The following is an 18,528-nucleotide window of genomic DNA, read 5'->3' as shown; positions in this document are numbered from 1 at the left end:
GAATACGAGGGATTATCAGCCATTGAAGTTTACTCTTTACTCACAGGTAAAGACGTAAGCCATTGCCCGAAATGTAAAAAAGGCAGAATTTTATGCAGAGCTTTGCCAAAACCAGAAACCTGATCGATTGGGTGATCAAAAAGTTCTTTGAATTTTAAAAAGTAAATTTAATAGCATAAGCTAAAAGGGTAAACTATGCATTATTCAAAGCAAAAAATCCTTATGAAACACTCTGGTTTCCTAACTTACACATCAAACAGAAGGTCCGAAACCTCTTGCGAAAAAACAAAACAATTAAATACCCATAGCTCCGGCGGCATTGTCCAACTATGTTTTATCCTTTATTTGGAACTATTCTGAGAAGTAAAAATCAGTGTTCTAAATAATGTTTTGTTAATTTTAAAAAACGAAAGGATAAAACACTTTTACGTTGTGTTTCATGCAAAGAGAGACCGTGCAACTAAAGCCAACGCACATTTGGCACATTTGCAAGCCCAAACCCACATGCTGACGCTTCAGCTTGCAAAAGACCCAAATTGAAGCCGACGCACAAATTGAGAATGATATGCTAAAGACAATTAAATTAACAGGAGAACAAAAGAATGTTTTATTCTTACCAGTGACAAATCCGATACAGATAAAAGGAGTCGCTGGAAGTGGAAAAACAACAGTTGCATTATATAGGGCAAAACATTTGCTTGACACTCAATCAAATTTATTTAATGAAGCAAAAGTTGCAATATTTACTTACAATAAAACATTGTCTGCATATATCACACAAGTAAGCCATAAAATTGAAGGAGGTTATCAGCAGGATTCAGAAGAACTTAATCCAACAACAGAACCAGGAATAAATGTAACGATTACCAATTTCCATAAATGGGCATATCGCTTCCTTGAACAAAACGGAATATCACTATCAGTACAAACTATTGAAAACGGATACGTAAATCGTGATTGGAAAACAATTAGCGGGAAAGCTCAAACAGACCTAGTTGAAACCGTTAAATCCAGATTTAGTAATCATTCAATTGCAGGAAAAACGACAGAGTTTTTTAGAGAAGAGATATCTTGGATGAAAGGAAAATTGTTTCAATCGGAGCAAGAATATGTTGATGCTAAAAGGGTTGGTCGTGGTACTACAGACAGAGTTGTAAAAGAAGACAAACAAGTAATTTGGAAAATATATCAAACATATCAAGAAGAACTAAAGGTAAGAGGTAAATATGATTTCGATGATTATGCAATTTTATCGTTAAAAATAATTGATGAAAATGCATCTTTTGAACCTCCTTTTAGTCATTTGATTGTTGATGAAGCACAGGATTTAAACAAAGCTCAAATATTAGTTTTATCCAAACTTGTTTCTCCAGAAACAAATAGCATTTCAATTATTGCAGATGCGGCACAACGTATTTTTAAAAGTGGTTTTTCTTGGTCAGAAGTTGGATTAAATGTACGTGGTGGACGTACTATTGAATTTAAGAAAAACTATAGAAATACTGTCCACATTGCAAGAGCAGCTTTATCGTTGTTGGAAAAAGAAACTGACAAAAGCGAATTCACTCAAGTTGAAACAGCTCTAAAAGGAGAAAAGAAACCTGAAATTGGTTATTTTAAGGATTACGAAAGTCAATTTGCGTATGTAAAAAAGGAGTTAAATAATCTTATCACTAATAACAAGATTAATAGTACAGTAATTTTACATCGAAATACATCAGGTCTTGATTCAATAGCTCGCAGATTAGAAAATGATGGCTTTGAAATTGAATATGTGAAGAAAAGTAAAAATCAAGCTGTTGATTATGAAAGTAACTCAATAAAGGTATGTACTTTGTCTTCAATAAAAGGCTTAGAATTTACCAATGTCTTCATTGTTGACTTAAACGATGATATTATTCCATATCCTCCTGGTTTCAATGATGAAAATGACGAATTTCATGTATCAACAGAAAGGCGATTACTTTATACAGCAATGACAAGAGCTAGACTGAATCTATATATGTTCAGTAGTGGTAATCCATCAAGATATCTTTCTGAAATAAGTGAGGAGCTAGTTGATGTTTGTTCAAAGGAAATAAATGTTCAACTTGACGATACTGATGATTTACCATTTTAGAATCAATTATGCTAAACTTTAAACAAGATTCCGACAATTTCAAACAATTCATTTCCGAACGAGAAATTGAATTCTTAGTACACTTTACAGCTACGAAAAATCTGTATAGTATTCTAGAGAATGGTAAATTGATGAGTAGAGCCAAGCTCGAATCATTAGACATTGAGCAATTTGATATTCTCGATTATGCTCAATTTACCGATGCTGTTAGATATGATGACACGAATTATATTAACCTATCAATATCATCAACAAATTCATTTTTGTTTTCAAAATTTCAAGAAAGAACTAAAGAGGATTTTACAATTACATGGTGTGTTTTGAAAATAAACCCAATTTATCTTTATCAAGCAGATACACTTTTTTCTGTAACAAATGCCGCTTCAAGCTCAGCAAAAAGGCAATTTGGTATATCAGGAGATTTAGAGAAATTGAAACTATTATTTAAATCAGAATTAAGAATAAACACCTTTAATGGCGAACGTTCCCTATTAAGAAGGAATCTACCGTTGAAATACCCAACAGATGTTCAAGCTGAAGTTTTAGTGAAAGATGAAATTAATTCTGATTATATTACTGAAATATGTTTTAGAAATAATGATGAATTAGCACAAGCTAAAGCTGCAATGAATTCTTTCGATACATCAAAATTTGTTGTTGATTCATCTATTTTTGAAAGCTCAAGATTATGAAAGCAGAAACAAAATATAAAGGTGCACTCAAGCTGGCAGCAATTGGCGATGCATTGGGTTGGATGACGGAATTTGAGTATTCAAATGATAATCTACAAACCAAATTTGGTCAAAGTTCAATTGATAAATTTCACAATTGGGAAAAAACTGTTGGTGGACGCTTTAATGGGTATATTGATTATTTAAAAGCGGGCTCATATTCTGACGACACGCAATTGTTATTGAGTGTGGCACGTTCTATTAAGCCAAATGGTAATGTTGACCATGATTATTTCTCAAAAGCTGAATTACCTTCTTGGCTTTTATATTCAAGAGGTGCAGGAAGAACGATAAAAAATGCCGCACAAAAAATAGAACGAAAATCCGCTAAATGGAATCATAACTTTTTCACCTTTAAAGCAGGCAATAATACAATAGATTACAGGGAAAGTGGAGCTAATGGTGCAGCAATGAGAATTTTACCAATTGCCCTTGCGAATTTTAGAGATATAGAAACAATTAAGGAAGAAGTCTTTGCAAACAGCATTGTTACTCATGGTCATTCAAGAGCTATTTTAGGAGCAATTCTGTATGCATATGCGGTTGACTTAATTATTCCAATTAATCACAATGACTTTAATGCAGAATCATATATTGTTCAAATCGGACAAGATTTCCAACAGAAGTTTTCTCTGCCCTTTTTAAATAAAGTTGAATATTCCAGTTGGATTCATGAATGGAACAAGAAATCAAAAACCACTTTTATTGAGCAATACAATCAGACATTAAATGAAACTCAGGAGCAGTTAAGGTTAATTTATAAAGGACTGACAGGAAATTATTCTCCTGAAAAAATTCTTAACGAACTTGGCTGTGTTGCCAAAGAAACTAAAGGTTCAGGGATTGCAACAGTTCTTGCAGGTATTTATTTAACCTGTAAGTTTTATAACAAACCAATTGACGGGATTGTCTATGCTGTTAATTATCTTGGTTCAGACACTGACAGTATTGCAGCATTTACAGGCGGATTATTGGGAGCTTTACACGGACAGTCTGTTATTCCTGAAAAATGGAAAACTGTACAAGATTTTGATTACTTAGATATAACAGCAAAGAGATTGTTAGCAATTTCTGAGGATAATTATATTTCTGAAACTGATAAAGAAATAATTAAAAGCATACGTGATTTCAAATTAGATAAAGATGATTACAAATTAGATGATAAAGTTAATTATCATCCCTTAGGCTCTGGGAAAATTATCAAGATTGATAGACAACAGCCACTAACAAAAGGAAAATATAATCTGATAGTTGATATTGAATTTGAAATTGGTCAAACATGTAGATTTAGCAAACTACTCAATGGCGTAATTCCTAAATCTAATAACCAAAAGGATGTTATTGAATTAATTAAAGCAAAAGTAGATTCTTCAAAACAAGCCGATTTGATTGAAAATATAAATAGGATGAACAATGAAGAAGTAAATGATTTGATAATTAAAGTACTAAAATCGCTCGCATAGAGCCATGCACATTAAGCAAACGCACATATCAACCGCACGACCAAATTTGCTTAAAGAGCATGTCTCCCCAACACACAGGTTGACTGCGAGAATAAAGCACGAAAACACAACAATATGTATAGTGCATGCGGGTTTTAGCGGTTTTCGGGCGTTTGTGGCTCGTAAAAAAAGTTGGTGTAAACTGACAGGTAATCGCTTCGTAATCCCGCACGACACCATACACGTAACGTTAGCAACAAGGCAAAATACACATACATAACATACAATCACAAGAATGATAAGTGAAAATAATATCAAGGGAGCAGAATGGAGAAAATGGGATTTACATTTCCATACACAATCATCATACGACTATAAAGATAAGAGTATCTCGGATCAGACAATTATAGATACGTTAATACAAAATAATATTGAAGTAGTTGCAATTACTGACCACCATATTATTGATACAGTACGAATTAGGAATTTGCAAAAACTTGGTAAAGGAAAAGTTACAGTTTTACCAGGTATTGAATTTAGGGCTGAACTTGGAGGAAGTGAGTCAATTCATTTTATTGGTATCTTTTCAGAAAAGTCCAATATTGAAGATATTTGGATAAAATTACAATCAGGTTGTGGAATTACAGCGTCAGATATTGTTAATAAGGGTGGAGATAAGAATATCCATTGTGATTTAAAAGATACTTCTAAATTAATTCATCAATTAGGTGGATTTGTTACAGTTCATGCAGGGGACAAAACGAATACAATTGAAAATATTACAAATTCTGTTTCGTTTAAAATGGCATTGAAAACTGATTTAGTAATAAATCATATTGATATTCTTGAACTTGGAAAAGAAGAAGATCAAAACGATTATAATAAAAAAGTCTTTCCTGCTATTAAATCGGTTTTACCAATGATTATTTGTTCCGATAATCATAAAGTTACTAGTTATGAACTTAAAGCTAATTGTTGGATAAAAGCAGAACCAACTTTTGATGGCTTAAGGCAGATTTTAAATGAACCTAAAGGCAGAGTTTATATTGGAGAAAATCCTTGTGTTTTTGAAAGAGTACATACAAATAGAACTAAATACGTTAGAGAACTTAAAATTACAAGCGTAGATGGTTATGATGAAAGGTATGGTAAATGGTTTGACAATATAACCATTCCAATGAATCATGAACTTGTAGCTATTATTGGTAATAAAGGTAGTGGCAAGAGTGCAATAGCTGATATGATTGCTTTATGCTCTGACTATAATAATCAGGACGATTTTTCATTTCTGAAGAAGAGTAAATTTCGTGATGGTAAACATGCTAATAATTTTAATGCTACATTAACTTGGGAGAGTGATAAAGTTACAGAAAAGAATTTAGCTGATACTAATGTTATTGGATCTATTGAAGAAGTAAAATATCTTCCACAGGGTCAGTTTGAACGACTTACCAATGAAATTTCTAATACGAAGGAATTTCAAAATGAAATAGAGAAAGTTGTTTTCGCACATTTAGAAGAATCTGATAGGTATGGAAAATTAAATTTTAAAGAATTAATTGATTCCAAACAACAAAGTGTCGAAAAAGAAATAGACTATTTAATAAGCGAATTAAGTCAAATTAATCATAACATAATCAGTTTAGAAGAGAAAGAGAATCCCACTTTCAAAAAGGAACTTAAAAATAAAAAACAAAAAAAAGAAGATGAGCTAAAAGCGCTTGTAAAACCGCCTGTAATTACAGATCCCAATATTGATGCCGAAAAAAAGAAGGCTAACGAGGCACAAGTCGCAAAAATTGATCAACTTAAGATAGATATTGAATCGATAGAAACTCAGAAAACATCAAATGAGCTATTAAAATCGTCTTTGTTACTTAATCTTCAATTTTTAAAAGACACCAAGAGAGATATTGAACTTAAGGGTTCTGAAATTCAAAGCTATGTTGATTCAAAGAAAGAAGAATTGACAAACTTAGGAATAGACATTTTAGAAGTAATCAAATTCAAAACTGACTTTACAAAAATTGATTCGACTATTTCAGTAAAAGAAAATGAATTATCCTTAATCAAAACGAAACTTGGTGAACAAGAATCAAACACTACTACCAAAAGTATCCCTGTATTATTACAAGAAAAGAAACAATTATTAAAAGAAGAACAAGCTAAACTTGGCTCTGAACAAAGTAAATATCAACAGTATCTTTTGGACAAGAAAACATGGATTACAAAACAAAATGAAATTAAAGGTACAAGTACAATTCCAAATACTATTGAATTCTTTGCTTCTTCTATAAAGTATATCGAAAATGATCTACAAAAAGATCTTAAAGATAAATATGAACAAAGAATAAATAAAACTAAGGAAATATTTATTAAGAAATATGAAGTCGTAAATATATATAAGGCTGTAAAAGAAAAACTCGATACTGTAATTGATAAGAACAGAACTTTGTTGGATAAATATCCAATAAATATTAATGCATCAATGGTATTGAAATCGGATTTTGTAAAAAAATTCATGACTTTTATTAATAAGCAAAAAGCAGGTACGTTCAAGGGAATCATTGATGGAGAGTACCAATTAAATAATATTATATCGGAAACTGATTTTGACAATGCAGATTCTATTTTAACTTTCCTTACAGAAATTATCAATGCATTAAAAGAGGATAAGCGAGAAACTCAAGGTGGTTATAGATTTATAGGTGAACAAGTTTCAGAGATAAAGGATTTTTATAGTTACTTGTTTTCTTTAAAATTTCTAGATTATAATTATCAATTGAAACAAGGTGATAAGAATTTAGAACAACTATCTCCTGGCGAAAGGGGCGCTTTACTTTTAATCTTTTACTTACTTTTAGATAAAAATGATATTCCTCTAATTATTGATCAACCAGAAGATAATCTTGATAATTACAGTGTTGCAAATATTTTAGTTCCATTTATTAAAGAAGCTAAGAAAAAACGACAGATTATTATGGTAACCCACAATCCTAATCTAGCCGTAGTTGCAGATGCAGAGCAAATAATATATGTAGACCTTGCTAAAGAAAATGGACATGAATTCACTGTGACTTCAGGAAGTATTGAAAATTATAAAGTCAACAACTGTATTGTAAAGGTATTGGAAGGTGCAATGCCAGCATTTAATAAGAGAAAACAAAAGTATTATGGAAATTCATAAAAGAAGTACAAAGCCCAGTTGCTAACAAAATGTATATTTCATGCGGGTTTCGGTGTATGTTTGAAGCTCTATAGCTTTGTTTGAGCACCGCCAAATCTGTGATTTGAAGTTTAAAGGAAAAATGTAACTTACTAATTGCAGATTTGGCTCAGTGGAAACTTGAAACGGTAGTCCGTTGAAGTCCCGCACGAAAACATACATAGACCGTTGACAGCAAGTGAACCAAGACACATAAACATCAGGTTCATAGAGATTGGCTATTTTGCATGAAAAAATATCGATTGACTTTTAAAGTATAGAGTAAGTTAAATTTTAAAGATTGATAAATATGATAAAATATAATTCAAAAGTAGGAATTGGGATACTTCTTTTTCTTATTATCGTTTTAGGAGGAGTGTCTATTCCAATGATTTACAACAAGATTTGGATTGGACTCGCAGTTATTCTATCAGTGATTGGATTTATTGGATATATCTTCACAACGACTTATTATTTAATTACGGATAAGGATTTAATAGTAAAAAGTGGATTTATGGTTAATAAAACTATATCGATTGATTCAATTAGAGAAATATCAGAATCAAACAACCCATTAAGTTCACCAGCAAATTCGCTTGACAGATTAGAGATTAATTATAGCCGTAAAGGGACAATATTGATTTCACCAAAGAACAAAGCTGGATTTTTGAATCATTTAATTGAGATTAATCCAAAAATAGAATTGAAAATAAAAAATGAAGATTTATTGAAAAAATTAAAATAAATGACAATTGCTGAATGAAAAATCACCAGCTGCCAACACGCAATATAGCAAAAAGCGGTGAAGTGCTTAATTGGAGCGGGTTTTGCCCGTTTAAACTTCATCTCGGTTTGATAGTATATCACTCGCAATCCGCTTCATGCCATATTGCCAATCGTCAGACTGTCTAAAAAGCAAAGCTTGACAGTGATTTATATAAAGTAGTAGTCTGTAAAAATGAATAAATAGGAGAATCTAAGCAAGTTAGTTTAGGTTATTAGACAGACTGCCGTTGGCTGCCATAGTAACGACACCTACATTTTAACTAACCTTAAAAAGAATAAAATGAAACGAAGTTTTAATTTATGGAGATTCCTTATTGTTAGCATATTGGGAACGGTCGGAATTGTTTTTATCTTTCATTTTAATTCAATTGACAACATTCAATTGAACGACTTTATTCCTGTGTTCACTGTATTTATAATTTTTGGAATTAAGGACTTTCGAAAGTATCTTAAATATCAGAAATCCATTGACAATGGAATATCACTTGTACAGAATAGTTCTAATTGGCATTTTGACAACTTGATTATATCTTCCAAACCAGAGAACTCAAATCAATTAGTTGTTCGAAATGACTTATTATGGATTGAGAAATATGACAATGAAAACCAAGATAATCTTTTAAGTTCCTTAATATCTGACTTTGATGATTTAATCATGTCGCGAAATGTAAAAATGTACTTCAAAGACAAATCGGTTGAATTCAGATTGTACTCTTCTGATCTAAATGAAGAAAAAATATTGAAAACAAAAGTGAAAAACTACGGCAGCCAACACGTGGTATAAAAAAAGGCCGGTGATGTTCTACTTGCCAGCTTGTCACCCGTTTTTACGTTCTTGTATCCAGAAAGTAAATTCGCCTGCAGTCGGCAGCTTCTCATGCCACCGTTACCCACAATTAAACCTGAGATACAACTATGGGATTATTTGATAGATTAAAGAAGAAAAAAACTGATAATACTTTTCCTGAAAACGAACTTGAGAAATTATTAATGAGAGCTGCTTCAGATGCATCAATACGTAATGATTTTTACACAAAACTTCTATGGAGCGAATTGATTGTACTTACAAATGGACAGGAAGGAATTTCAGAAGGAACAAAGGTGCTGGAAAAGGATACGACAGTTCAGTTTGTAACTTTTGAAAACGGACAAATTCCATTATTCACATCGACCAACAGGATTTTTGATAAAGCGATTGTAAAGGAACAAGTCCCATTCATGGCGATTAAAGGACAAGATTTGTTTGATTTTACACGTGGTGCGACATTTATTCTTAATCCATACTCTGACTATGGTAAAGAATTGATTCCTCAGGAGATTGAGAGTTTACTTAATGGTTCAATTTTCGAGCAGAATAATGAAATGACAATTCAATCTGATACTGAAGTACAAATTGGACAGCCAGCAAATTATCCTGACAAATTAGTTAATGAATTGAAATCATTATTTAAAAATAGACCATTTGTTAAAGCTGCCTACCTCGCCGCAATCAAGATGGATAAAAACGAGAAACTTCCACATTTAGTCATTGCGATTGATTTAGATGGAGAATTGAGAGATATTTCAAAGGAAGCAGGACCATTAACAGAGAAATGTATGGATAAAAATGAGATAGTTGATTTTATGCAGATTGATAACAAGGGAGGAATCTCAGATTATTTTATCAAACAGACAAAACCATTTTATGAAAGACAATAATAACCGTGGGTAACACGCGGTATAAAATATTGGGGTTTAAGTGGTATGCCGAGTGCATCGCCCGCTGGCAAGGTTCTTATCGGTTGATAGGTTCCCTCTCCGCAATCCCCAACGTTTCATAGTGTGCCAAGAAGCTGCACATCGGCATAAAACCGTGCAGCATGCTTTATTTGAGATGGTGGAAAGCAGTTGTAAGCTTGACCCACCGATGTCGTTTTACAGGAAGTGGCAATATTCTGTCAAAAGTCGCAAAGTATGTTATGCGACGAAAGTAGAAACGTTACAAGAATAGTATTTGTCGCGCTTATGTGTGGATTAAGAGAAGAAAGAAACAGTTTCCCTATTTGTTTTATTCACTGGGAATTGAATTTTTCTATTTAACTTGTAACTCGATTTTAATGCGACAAGAGCTGTATGATGGGAGAGTATCACGTACGGTTCTGTGAGAGGCTTAGGGTGAATTGAAAATCGACGAAGTCAAACTCCCTTTGCCTACTCGACTACTCAACGTTACCATGCATTTTAATAGCGGCTCATTTTCAACTGATTTTAAGGACTTTAAATTAAATGATTACATTTTCGAACTAATGTATTTTAAAACTTTATGAGTGGGTTAGATTACAAAACTGTCCTACTCGACTGATTTTTGATTAAAAGTTCTGCAATTGTCAAAACGACTGATTTACAGATAAAAAAGCAGATAAAGCAGAGACAAAAAGAGATTATAAATAAATAATTTGGACAGATTTCTAGATAAAGCAAGTACGGAGAGAGTCAAATTTTGCGTGATGCGAGCTTGCTTGATACAGCGTTAAAATTTGACAGATTTTGCATTATTTTCATTGATTAGAAAACAATGAGTTCTAAAACAAACGATTGATAAATTGACGATTAGATTAAAATAAATTATAAATTTGTCGATATAAATCAATGACAAAATGGATAATATTTTAATACAATATCAAGAGTTAACTGAAAAGCTTAAAGAAAATCTTCCCTTAAAAACTTACCCAATTCGGGAGTTAGTGCAAATTTTCCGCAAAAATGGACATCCAATTACCTTAAAAACAGAATTGACAATCATAGATGTGATTAACAGTGGAGATATTTCTGGAATAATGTGTACGATTGAGGGACCAGATGAATATAAAATGGCATGTGGTTTGACTCATCTGATTTTTTCGAAATCATCAAAATTTTATGGTCAGATTGCTGATTATCAAAAAAAGCGAGCAAAAAGGATTAAACAATTAAATCAAACAGGACTAAACTAAAAAATGCATGGTAACTATTCCATAAGGGTTTCAGTGGTATGCCAGTGGCGGTTTTCCGCTCATTATCTCGTCCTTATGCGGACAGATAATCACACGCAAACCCTTACGTAACATACAATTTACCATTAGGTGTTATTGAAAGAAAAACCAAATACCATGAAAAATCTAATTGGAGTTTTAATTATTTTAAGCTTCATTGGCTGCAATACAAAAAATGATTGCTCCTATCAGAAACCAATTGACATAAACGATGGACTGAAGGTATCTACACTTGATTCATCTAAATTAGATACAGCCATATTCAATAAACTAAACCAAGACATTTGTAATGGTAAATATGGGAATATACATAGTTTACTGGTGATTGAAAATAACAACTTAGTGATAGAACAATATTATAATAATTGGGAAAATGGTAGACTTCATATTTTAGCATCGAATACGAAGAGTTTCAATTCTTTATTGATTGGTGTAGCAATAGAACAAGGGTGTATTAAAAGCGTTGATCAAAGAATGTTAGATTTCTTCCCTGAATATGAAAATCTTAAAAAAGACACTCTAAAAAACAAAATAACGATTAAAGATCTGTTGACTATGACATCAGGTTTTAAGTGGGATGAACATTCTTTACCCCTTACTGACCAGAACAATATGGGTAGACAAATGGATAAAACAGAAGACTGGTTGAAATCGTCATTAGAATTACCTATGGATACAATACCCGGAACAAAATATGTGTATAGTGGACCTAACAATATTATTTTGAGTGAAATTATAAAAAGATCAACGGGTAAAAATATTGCAGAATTTGCTCAAGAATACCTTTTTGAGCCACTTGGAATCAAAGAATATAACTGGATTTCTAAAAATGGCATTTATGATGGGGGTGGTGGACTATCTCTTAAATCAAGAGACATTGCGAAATATGGACTATTACATTTGAACAAGGGGAAATGGATTGATACAGAAATCGTATCTGAAAATTGGATAAAAGAGATTTTTACTCCATTTATTGAAATCAAACACCCTTTTTATAGTTGTTATCAGTGGCAAATGGTAAAAACCGAATTTGGTTTTAACGCTTGGTTTATTCCAGGAAATGGTGGACAAATTATAAATATTATTCCTGATTTGGATATGGTTATAGTAATTAATGCCGACAATAGAAATGTGCCACATAAAAAATTAGAGCCATTGGAATATATGGTTAAAGATATAGCACAACTACATCCAAAGATGAAAAATGAATAAACAACAACACCTAACATTGCATATGCTTTATGGTGGGTTACGTTATGAAAATGAATACTTTAGTTCCAAATATAAATCAGTGTGGGCAGAAAGATTTGTCTTTTGAAGTCCGCACTACTCATAGTGTGCCAAGAAGCTGCACATCGGCATAAAACCGTGCAGCATGCTTTATTTGAGATGGTGGATAGCAGTTGTAAGCTTGACCCACCGATGTTGTTTTACGGGAAGGGGCATCAATTGAAGCGAAGCGTAAATCATGAGTGCTTTTGAAATAAACAATTTACGAACTAAACCACCTAAAGGTGCTTTGGTAAAGAGCCATGGTGTATTGAGCGTTTAGGAATTGCGAAGCAATCACGAACACCCGTGATAATTTTCGGGAGTAAAATCTATACCAAGAGTATAGCAGGTTTTAATAGAAGAGATGAACCTTTCGTCAAGCTCAGGCTAAACATCCAGTGAACTACTGAAGAGGTGTCGGGAAGTGGCAATATTCTGTCAAAAGTCGCAAAGTATGTTATGCTGCGAAAGTACAAACGTTACAAGAATAGTATTTGTTGCGCTTATGCGTGGCTTAAGAGAATAAAGAAACAGTTTCTCTATTTGTTTTATCACTTGAAACTGAATTTTTCTATTTAACTTGTAACTCGATTTATATACGACAAGAGCCGTATGAAGGGAGACTTTCACGTACGGTTCTGTGAGAGGTGAGGGGAAATGTCGTTAAGTTAATCGGCAGAAATACAAACATTTGATTTTGTGTTGGAATTTATCCTCAAGTATGAAGTGACTTTGAACCTCATTTCTCATGAGCTTGGCTTATTTGTTTTTATGAAGTTATTTTTTGAATTCATAGTATCCTTAACACTCACGTGATTTTTTCATTAATCGACAATCGTGTCCGCAATTAGCTGATAATATGATCATTGCATTACACCGCACCCTTTTAGAAAGGAACATGGCTTTTCCTGTCGAAATAAAGTTAAATTTCGATAAAGCCTTTAAATTACTATGTTTTGTAATTTATTTGGGGGTTTTATATGCAGTTGGGTATATGCGCTTGCTTTTCCGGAATTTATGCGGATTTTTCCTTCCGTGCCTAACGATCTCGGTATTCGCACTAAACAATTTCCATAAGCTTGAAATATATTCACTTACCATATCTGCTGCCCGAACAAACAACAAGACTACAGAATCTTTCATTTTGCTTACTGCCTGTGTAAAATTGAGCTGGTACTCTGCTTTTCGTTTTTTAGTATTCTCTTTTATTTGTCGGTGAACAGGAAAAGCAAGGATTGCAGTTAAATTTCCCGTAAATATTTTAGCATAAAAATCCTGTCTTACCGCTAAAGGGCTTTTTCCCGTGAAGTTTTCAATCTGGATCCTGGATTTTAAATGTTTATAAGATTCTTCAACAAACCAACGCTGATGATACAAGTTTTCCAATTCTTCATATTCTATTTCATTGATAATGTCTGTCACAAGTACCTCTTTTTCACCCGTGCTAAGCTCGAAGCAAACAAAACGTAATTTTATTGGTTTATCACTCAGACCAAGTTCTTTACATTTCTTTTTACTTGCTTTGCTTGCATAAATTTCAGCCGTCATCTCTTTTTCTCCAGTCGCAGCTAGTTCCTTTGCCAGCTTCCATGAGCCAACTTTCAGGCGCGCACAAAAATGCATTCCTTTTGAAAGTAAAAGGGCAAACAACCAAAACGCAGCATAGTTCCTATCGAAAAGCAGTAAATCCCCTTTTTGTAAATAATCGATGTGCCGTTGGGCCAATTCGTGTTCTCCGACATGATAATTTGCCAAGCTTGCATCAATTATAATATGATTGAGCATGTCATAGGCCTGTGATAATTTGGACAAAATAATTGGGCTTTTTGTCTCAGATGTATCTGCGATTCCAAATTCTTCAACAATTTTTTTGCTGTATGGCAAACGGCATGTGGAACCATCGATGGCAACCAAACGGTAATTATGCCACTTCCGGTACTGGAATTTATCGTAAAAAAAATCTACCTGATCATGATTCAACTCAACAAAAACCTGATATTTAAGCTTTTGCCTTGCTTGACTAAAAGCACTTTTTGTAACTTTATTTACAGGTAGCTCTTTGTGTTGTAAAATTTTAAAAAAATTATCCAACTCGGTTTGTAATGAAGATTTCAACAAATTGGATAAAAACATAAAAACACTAACAAAGTCTAAACTTCGTTTTCTGACAAAGGATTTTACGCCAATTCTATATTTCTCTAAAAAATACTGAGAAAATAGTTTATTTTTCAGTGTTTCAATAAGTTTGGCATGGTTTTTAAGTTAAATCCGATGCCAATGCTGCTGATTCATGTTTGTTTTTTTTGACCATAATTTGATAAATATATTGGTTAATACATTGAATATAGGTGTTTTAAGAGTGAATTGCAAGCTTTGGAACCTTGTAAAATAACAAAAAACATGAGTTTAATTTCTTAACTTAACGACATTTGAGGTGAGGGGTGAGATTCCCTTCACCTACTCGACCACTAAACGTTGTAAGCAATACAGAATAAATTATGAAACTATTTGAAGATATAGAGCGAATTTCACTCGATCCAGCAAGACACAATGAAACAAATTTTGATTATTACAATAGAAGTGCAAGAAAGGATATTTCTATAATTAGGAATAAGCTAAACCAATGGTTTTTAGAGTATCCTGAGAATGAGAAAAAGGAATTCAAGGCTAGTTTTATAAAACATTTTGATGATTGTTTTTTTGAACTATTTCTTTATCAGTTATTTAATAATCTTGGATTTGAGGTTTTAATACATCCTGAATTACCTAATTCCCCAAAGAGACCTGATTTCCTTATTAAGAAAGGTAGCTTAGAAATTTATGTTGAAGCAAAAATTGTCAAAGACAAATCCCATGTTCAGGAAGCTGTTGAAAGAAAAATAAATAATTTCTATGATGACCTTAGTAAACTAAAATTGAAAGGTTTCTTGCTTAACCTTGATACTTTAAATTTTAAAACTACAAAACAACCAAGTGCTAAACCATTAATAAAATATATTTCGCAAGAAATAAATAAAATTGATCCCGATGGTTTGACACATGAGATTGAGAAATACGGTATTGATCGGATTCCAATTATCGAATTTGAAAATGAAGATGTTCACCTAATCGTTAAGCCAATACCCTTAGTTCCTTCAGCCAAAGTAAAAGAAAATACTAGACCAATTGGTATATATCCTTCTGAGATATTTTACGGTGGTTGTGAAGACGCCATAAGAGCTTCAGTTGACTTAAAAGCGAAACGTTACGGTGAGTTAGATAAACCATTTATCGTTTGCATTAATACTTTAGATTATAAATCTTCGGCTATAGATGATATCGAAAATGCAATTTGGGGTTCTGAAGCGATTTCATGGTCTGAGAATCCAAATAATAGAGATACAAAGCTGATAAGAAAAAGGAATGGAGTATTCCTACACGATAGCGGACCTAGGTTGAAAAATCTTAGTGGTGTATTTGTTACAAGGGTTTTTCCTCATATTATACCTGATGCTAACTATTGGTTATTTAATCACCCATTTGCGAAAAATGAAATTGATTTTAAGAATATTGGCTTATGTTATAGCTATGTTGAAAATGGAAATATTATAACTAATACAGGCAATGATTTCGATAAGATATTACAAATATCAAAGGATTGGTTGTCGGAATGAAGTACTGCTTACAACAACTAAGCATTCGTGTGGCAGGAACTGCCCAATAGGAACGGTAGGTTGATGGTTCCGGTCATTGAATTGCTACTATGGGTAATGGTATAATTTGAGGGACTTTTAGCAAAGGGGATATTGCAATAGGAAGCCCATTACAAGGAGTAATTTAAAAAATATTGTAAAGCTGTAGATTGATCTGCAGCTTTTTTTTGTTCATCTTAATGCAATTTTCCCCGTTATAAGTTCACGATAGCAGGAGATTGAAGGAGTAGGATGATGTTAAAGCAAAACTAGGAATTTTTAATTTCAGTTGGCTAAAGCCACACTGCAATGGGTAAAAAAGACAAAGCATTTACTGATGTAAGTAGAAAATTAGAGTGTTTATTGCTCTTGTTTAGGCAAAACAGATAATAGAAATGTAAATGATTGAAATAAAACGAATGCAAAACATCTATTGCAGTTTGGCTTTAGCCAACTGTCCCTGTCAAATTAATAAATAGGCTTTAGCCACATTTAATAATTTGCATCTCATATTTTAAAGGTGTTTTCAAGTATGCTTCTTCCCAATTAATATCCAGCAGCCTGCCCATCTTTTCTAGATTCCGAGGCGCCAAAATACACAGCTCTTTCAGCATCAAACAGAATAGCTTGGTAGCCGCCATATCCGCCCATGTCATATTTTATTTTGTGGCCTTTTTCCATCAACTCACGAATAGTTTGGTAAGGAATTTCCGATTCTAAATTTACCCATCCACCATCTGTCATTTTCCCTCCGGTTGGTTGTGACGAACCATCATGACGAATTCTTGCTGCGTCACCGGCTTCCTGCAGATTCATTTTAAAATCAATTAAATTGGCAACAATCTGTGCATGACCTTGTGGTTGCATGGCACCGCCCATTAAACCAAAACTGACGTATGGTTTGCCATTTTTGGTAATGAAAGCTGGGATAATTGTATGAAACGGACGTTTCCCGGGTTCGAACACATTGGCATGTCCTTCTTCCAGACTGAATAATTCTCCTCGATCCTGTAACACAAATCCCAAACTATCAGGAGTCATTCCTGATCCCATGCCCCGGTAGTTGCTTTGTATTAAGGATACCATATTTCCCTCTTTATCGGCCACAGTCAGGTAAATTGTATTGCCTTGTTCCAATTCGCCGGCAGGATAGCTTTTGGCTGATTTGTTGGGATCAATTAAAGCTTTTCTTTCAAGTGCATATTCTTTCGAAATCAATTTTTTTAGTGGAATTTTCGAAAAGTCAGGGTCGCAGTAGTACTTTGCTCTATCCTCAAAGGCCAGTTTTTTAGCTTCAATAAAAGTATGCAGGTAATCACTGCTTCCAAATCCCATTTGTGCGATGTCGTACTCTTCAAGAATATTTAGCATTTGAAGAGCTGCTGTGCCTTGTCCGTTGGGTGGTAGTTCCCAAACATCATAGCCCCGGTAATTTATAGATACCGGATCAACCCATTCCGATTTGTGCGAGGCCAAATCATCGTAAGAAAGAAAACCACCTTGCTCTTTCATATATTTTGCAATGGTTTTGGCAATATCACCTTTGTAGAACGCATCGCGGCCGTTTTTTGCTATTTTTTCCAATGTATTTGCTAAATATGGGTTCTTGAAGATGTCACCCTTTTTAGGCATTTTTCCATTTGGCATGTATGTTTCCGAAAATCCTTTGTATTTCATTAATCTATTGGCGCTGGTATTCATATAGTAAGCAATAAGTTCGCTTACCGGAAAGCCATTTCTGGCATATTGAATTGCTGGATTTAGAATTTGTTCCATATCCATTTTCCCAAACCTGTCATGCACGGTAAACCATCCATCGACACAACCGGGAACAGAAACGGGCAAGGCTCCAAATGATGGAATAGAAGTGTAATTGTTTTTCTTGAAATATTCAAGATTTAGCGATTTTGGGGAACGTCCACTTCCATTTAAACCATACAGTTTTTTAGTTTTTGCATCCCACAAAATGATGAAAATATCGCCTCCAATTCCATTTCCGGTAGGTTCCATTAGTCCTAAAGTGGCATTGGCAGCAATCGCAGCATCAATTGCATTTCCTCCGGCTTTTAATATGTCTAGTGCAACTTGAGTGGCTAGTGGTTGACTGGTGCAAGCCATCCCGTTTTGTGCGATAACTTCAGATCTTGTTGCAAAATTAAGTCCGGTAACCCGGTCTTGAGAAAATACTGCCAATGCGAAGAGTGATAGCAAGCAGAGGAGAAAAGATTTTTTCATTTTACAGGGATTTTTATGGATTAGTTATTGCTTGAGAATACACTTAAAGATAGGAA

Annotated in this window: 12 protein-coding genes and 1 pseudogene; 11 read left to right on the top strand and 2 right to left on the bottom strand. The window is 33.4% G+C overall.

Annotation, left to right across the window (positions count from 1 at the left end):
• The 10 genes and pseudogenes from BZG01_RS22145 to BZG01_RS17485 all read left to right on the top strand — a co-directional run.
• Nucleotides 1–123, top strand: a pseudogene (locus tag BZG01_RS22145) (IS91 family transposase); the annotation flags it as partial.
• A gap of 442 nt (nucleotides 124–565) precedes the next feature.
• Entirely contained in the window at nucleotides 566–2,119 is a 1,554-nt protein-coding gene (locus BZG01_RS17525) for a UvrD-helicase domain-containing protein (RefSeq protein ID WP_101311144.1), read from the top strand.
• Between the two features lie 8 nt (nucleotides 2,120–2,127).
• Entirely contained in the window at nucleotides 2,128–2,811 is a 684-nt protein-coding gene (locus BZG01_RS17520) for a DarT ssDNA thymidine ADP-ribosyltransferase family protein (protein ID WP_101311143.1), read from the top strand.
• Nucleotides 2,808–4,313: an ADP-ribosylglycohydrolase family protein gene (locus BZG01_RS17515; RefSeq protein ID WP_101311142.1), complete on the top strand. Its 1,506-nt coding sequence runs from the start codon at nucleotides 2,808–2,810 to the stop codon at nucleotides 4,311–4,313. The genes BZG01_RS17520 and BZG01_RS17515 overlap by 4 nt, the downstream gene beginning before the upstream one ends.
• 274 nt (nucleotides 4,314–4,587) lie before the next feature.
• On the top strand, nucleotides 4,588–7,479 hold the full coding sequence (locus tag BZG01_RS17510) for a TrlF family AAA-like ATPase (protein WP_101311141.1): 2,892 nt from the start codon (nucleotides 4,588–4,590) through the stop codon (nucleotides 7,477–7,479).
• Between the two features lie 328 nt (nucleotides 7,480–7,807).
• Nucleotides 7,808–8,242, top strand: a complete 435-nt coding sequence (locus BZG01_RS17505) for a PH domain-containing protein (RefSeq protein WP_101311140.1) — start codon at nucleotides 7,808–7,810, stop codon at nucleotides 8,240–8,242.
• A gap of 321 nt (nucleotides 8,243–8,563) precedes the next feature.
• Entirely contained in the window at nucleotides 8,564–9,067 is a 504-nt protein-coding gene (locus tag BZG01_RS17500; protein WP_101311139.1) for a hypothetical protein, read from the top strand.
• Nucleotides 9,068–9,198: 131 nt separating this feature from the next.
• Nucleotides 9,199–9,981, top strand: a complete 783-nt coding sequence (locus tag BZG01_RS17495) for an enhanced serine sensitivity protein SseB C-terminal domain-containing protein (RefSeq protein WP_101311138.1) — start codon at nucleotides 9,199–9,201, stop codon at nucleotides 9,979–9,981.
• Between the two features lie 938 nt (nucleotides 9,982–10,919).
• Entirely contained in the window at nucleotides 10,920–11,255 is a 336-nt protein-coding gene (locus tag BZG01_RS17490) for a hypothetical protein (protein WP_101311137.1), read from the top strand.
• Nucleotides 11,256–11,411: 156 nt separating this feature from the next.
• On the top strand, nucleotides 11,412–12,506 hold the full coding sequence (locus tag BZG01_RS17485) for a serine hydrolase domain-containing protein (RefSeq protein ID WP_101311136.1): 1,095 nt from the start codon (nucleotides 11,412–11,414) through the stop codon (nucleotides 12,504–12,506).
• A gap of 1,023 nt (nucleotides 12,507–13,529) precedes the next feature.
• Here BZG01_RS17485 and BZG01_RS17480 read toward each other — a convergent pair.
• Complete coding sequence (locus BZG01_RS17480) at nucleotides 13,530–14,798, bottom strand: IS4 family transposase (protein WP_281256453.1); 1,269 nt, start codon at nucleotides 14,796–14,798, stop codon at nucleotides 13,530–13,532.
• Nucleotides 14,799–15,064: 266 nt separating this feature from the next.
• Between BZG01_RS17480 and BZG01_RS17475 the strand changes: the two genes are divergently transcribed.
• Nucleotides 15,065–16,219, top strand: a complete 1,155-nt coding sequence (locus BZG01_RS17475) for a hypothetical protein (RefSeq protein ID WP_218973155.1) — start codon at nucleotides 15,065–15,067, stop codon at nucleotides 16,217–16,219.
• A 564-nt stretch (nucleotides 16,220–16,783) separates the two neighbouring features.
• Here the strand turns inward: BZG01_RS17475 and ggt are convergent.
• A complete protein-coding gene (gene ggt, locus BZG01_RS17470; protein WP_101311133.1) occupies nucleotides 16,784–18,472 on the bottom strand; it encodes a gamma-glutamyltransferase in 1,689 nt (562 codons plus the stop codon).
• Nucleotides 18,473–18,528 lie beyond the last annotated feature (56 nt).

The sequence above is a fragment of the Labilibaculum manganireducens genome (genome assembly GCF_002843385.1).
Taxonomy (GTDB): Bacteria; Bacteroidota; Bacteroidia; order Bacteroidales; family Marinifilaceae; genus Labilibaculum; species Labilibaculum manganireducens.
This window is presented reverse-complemented; position numbering and strand designations above follow the sequence as displayed.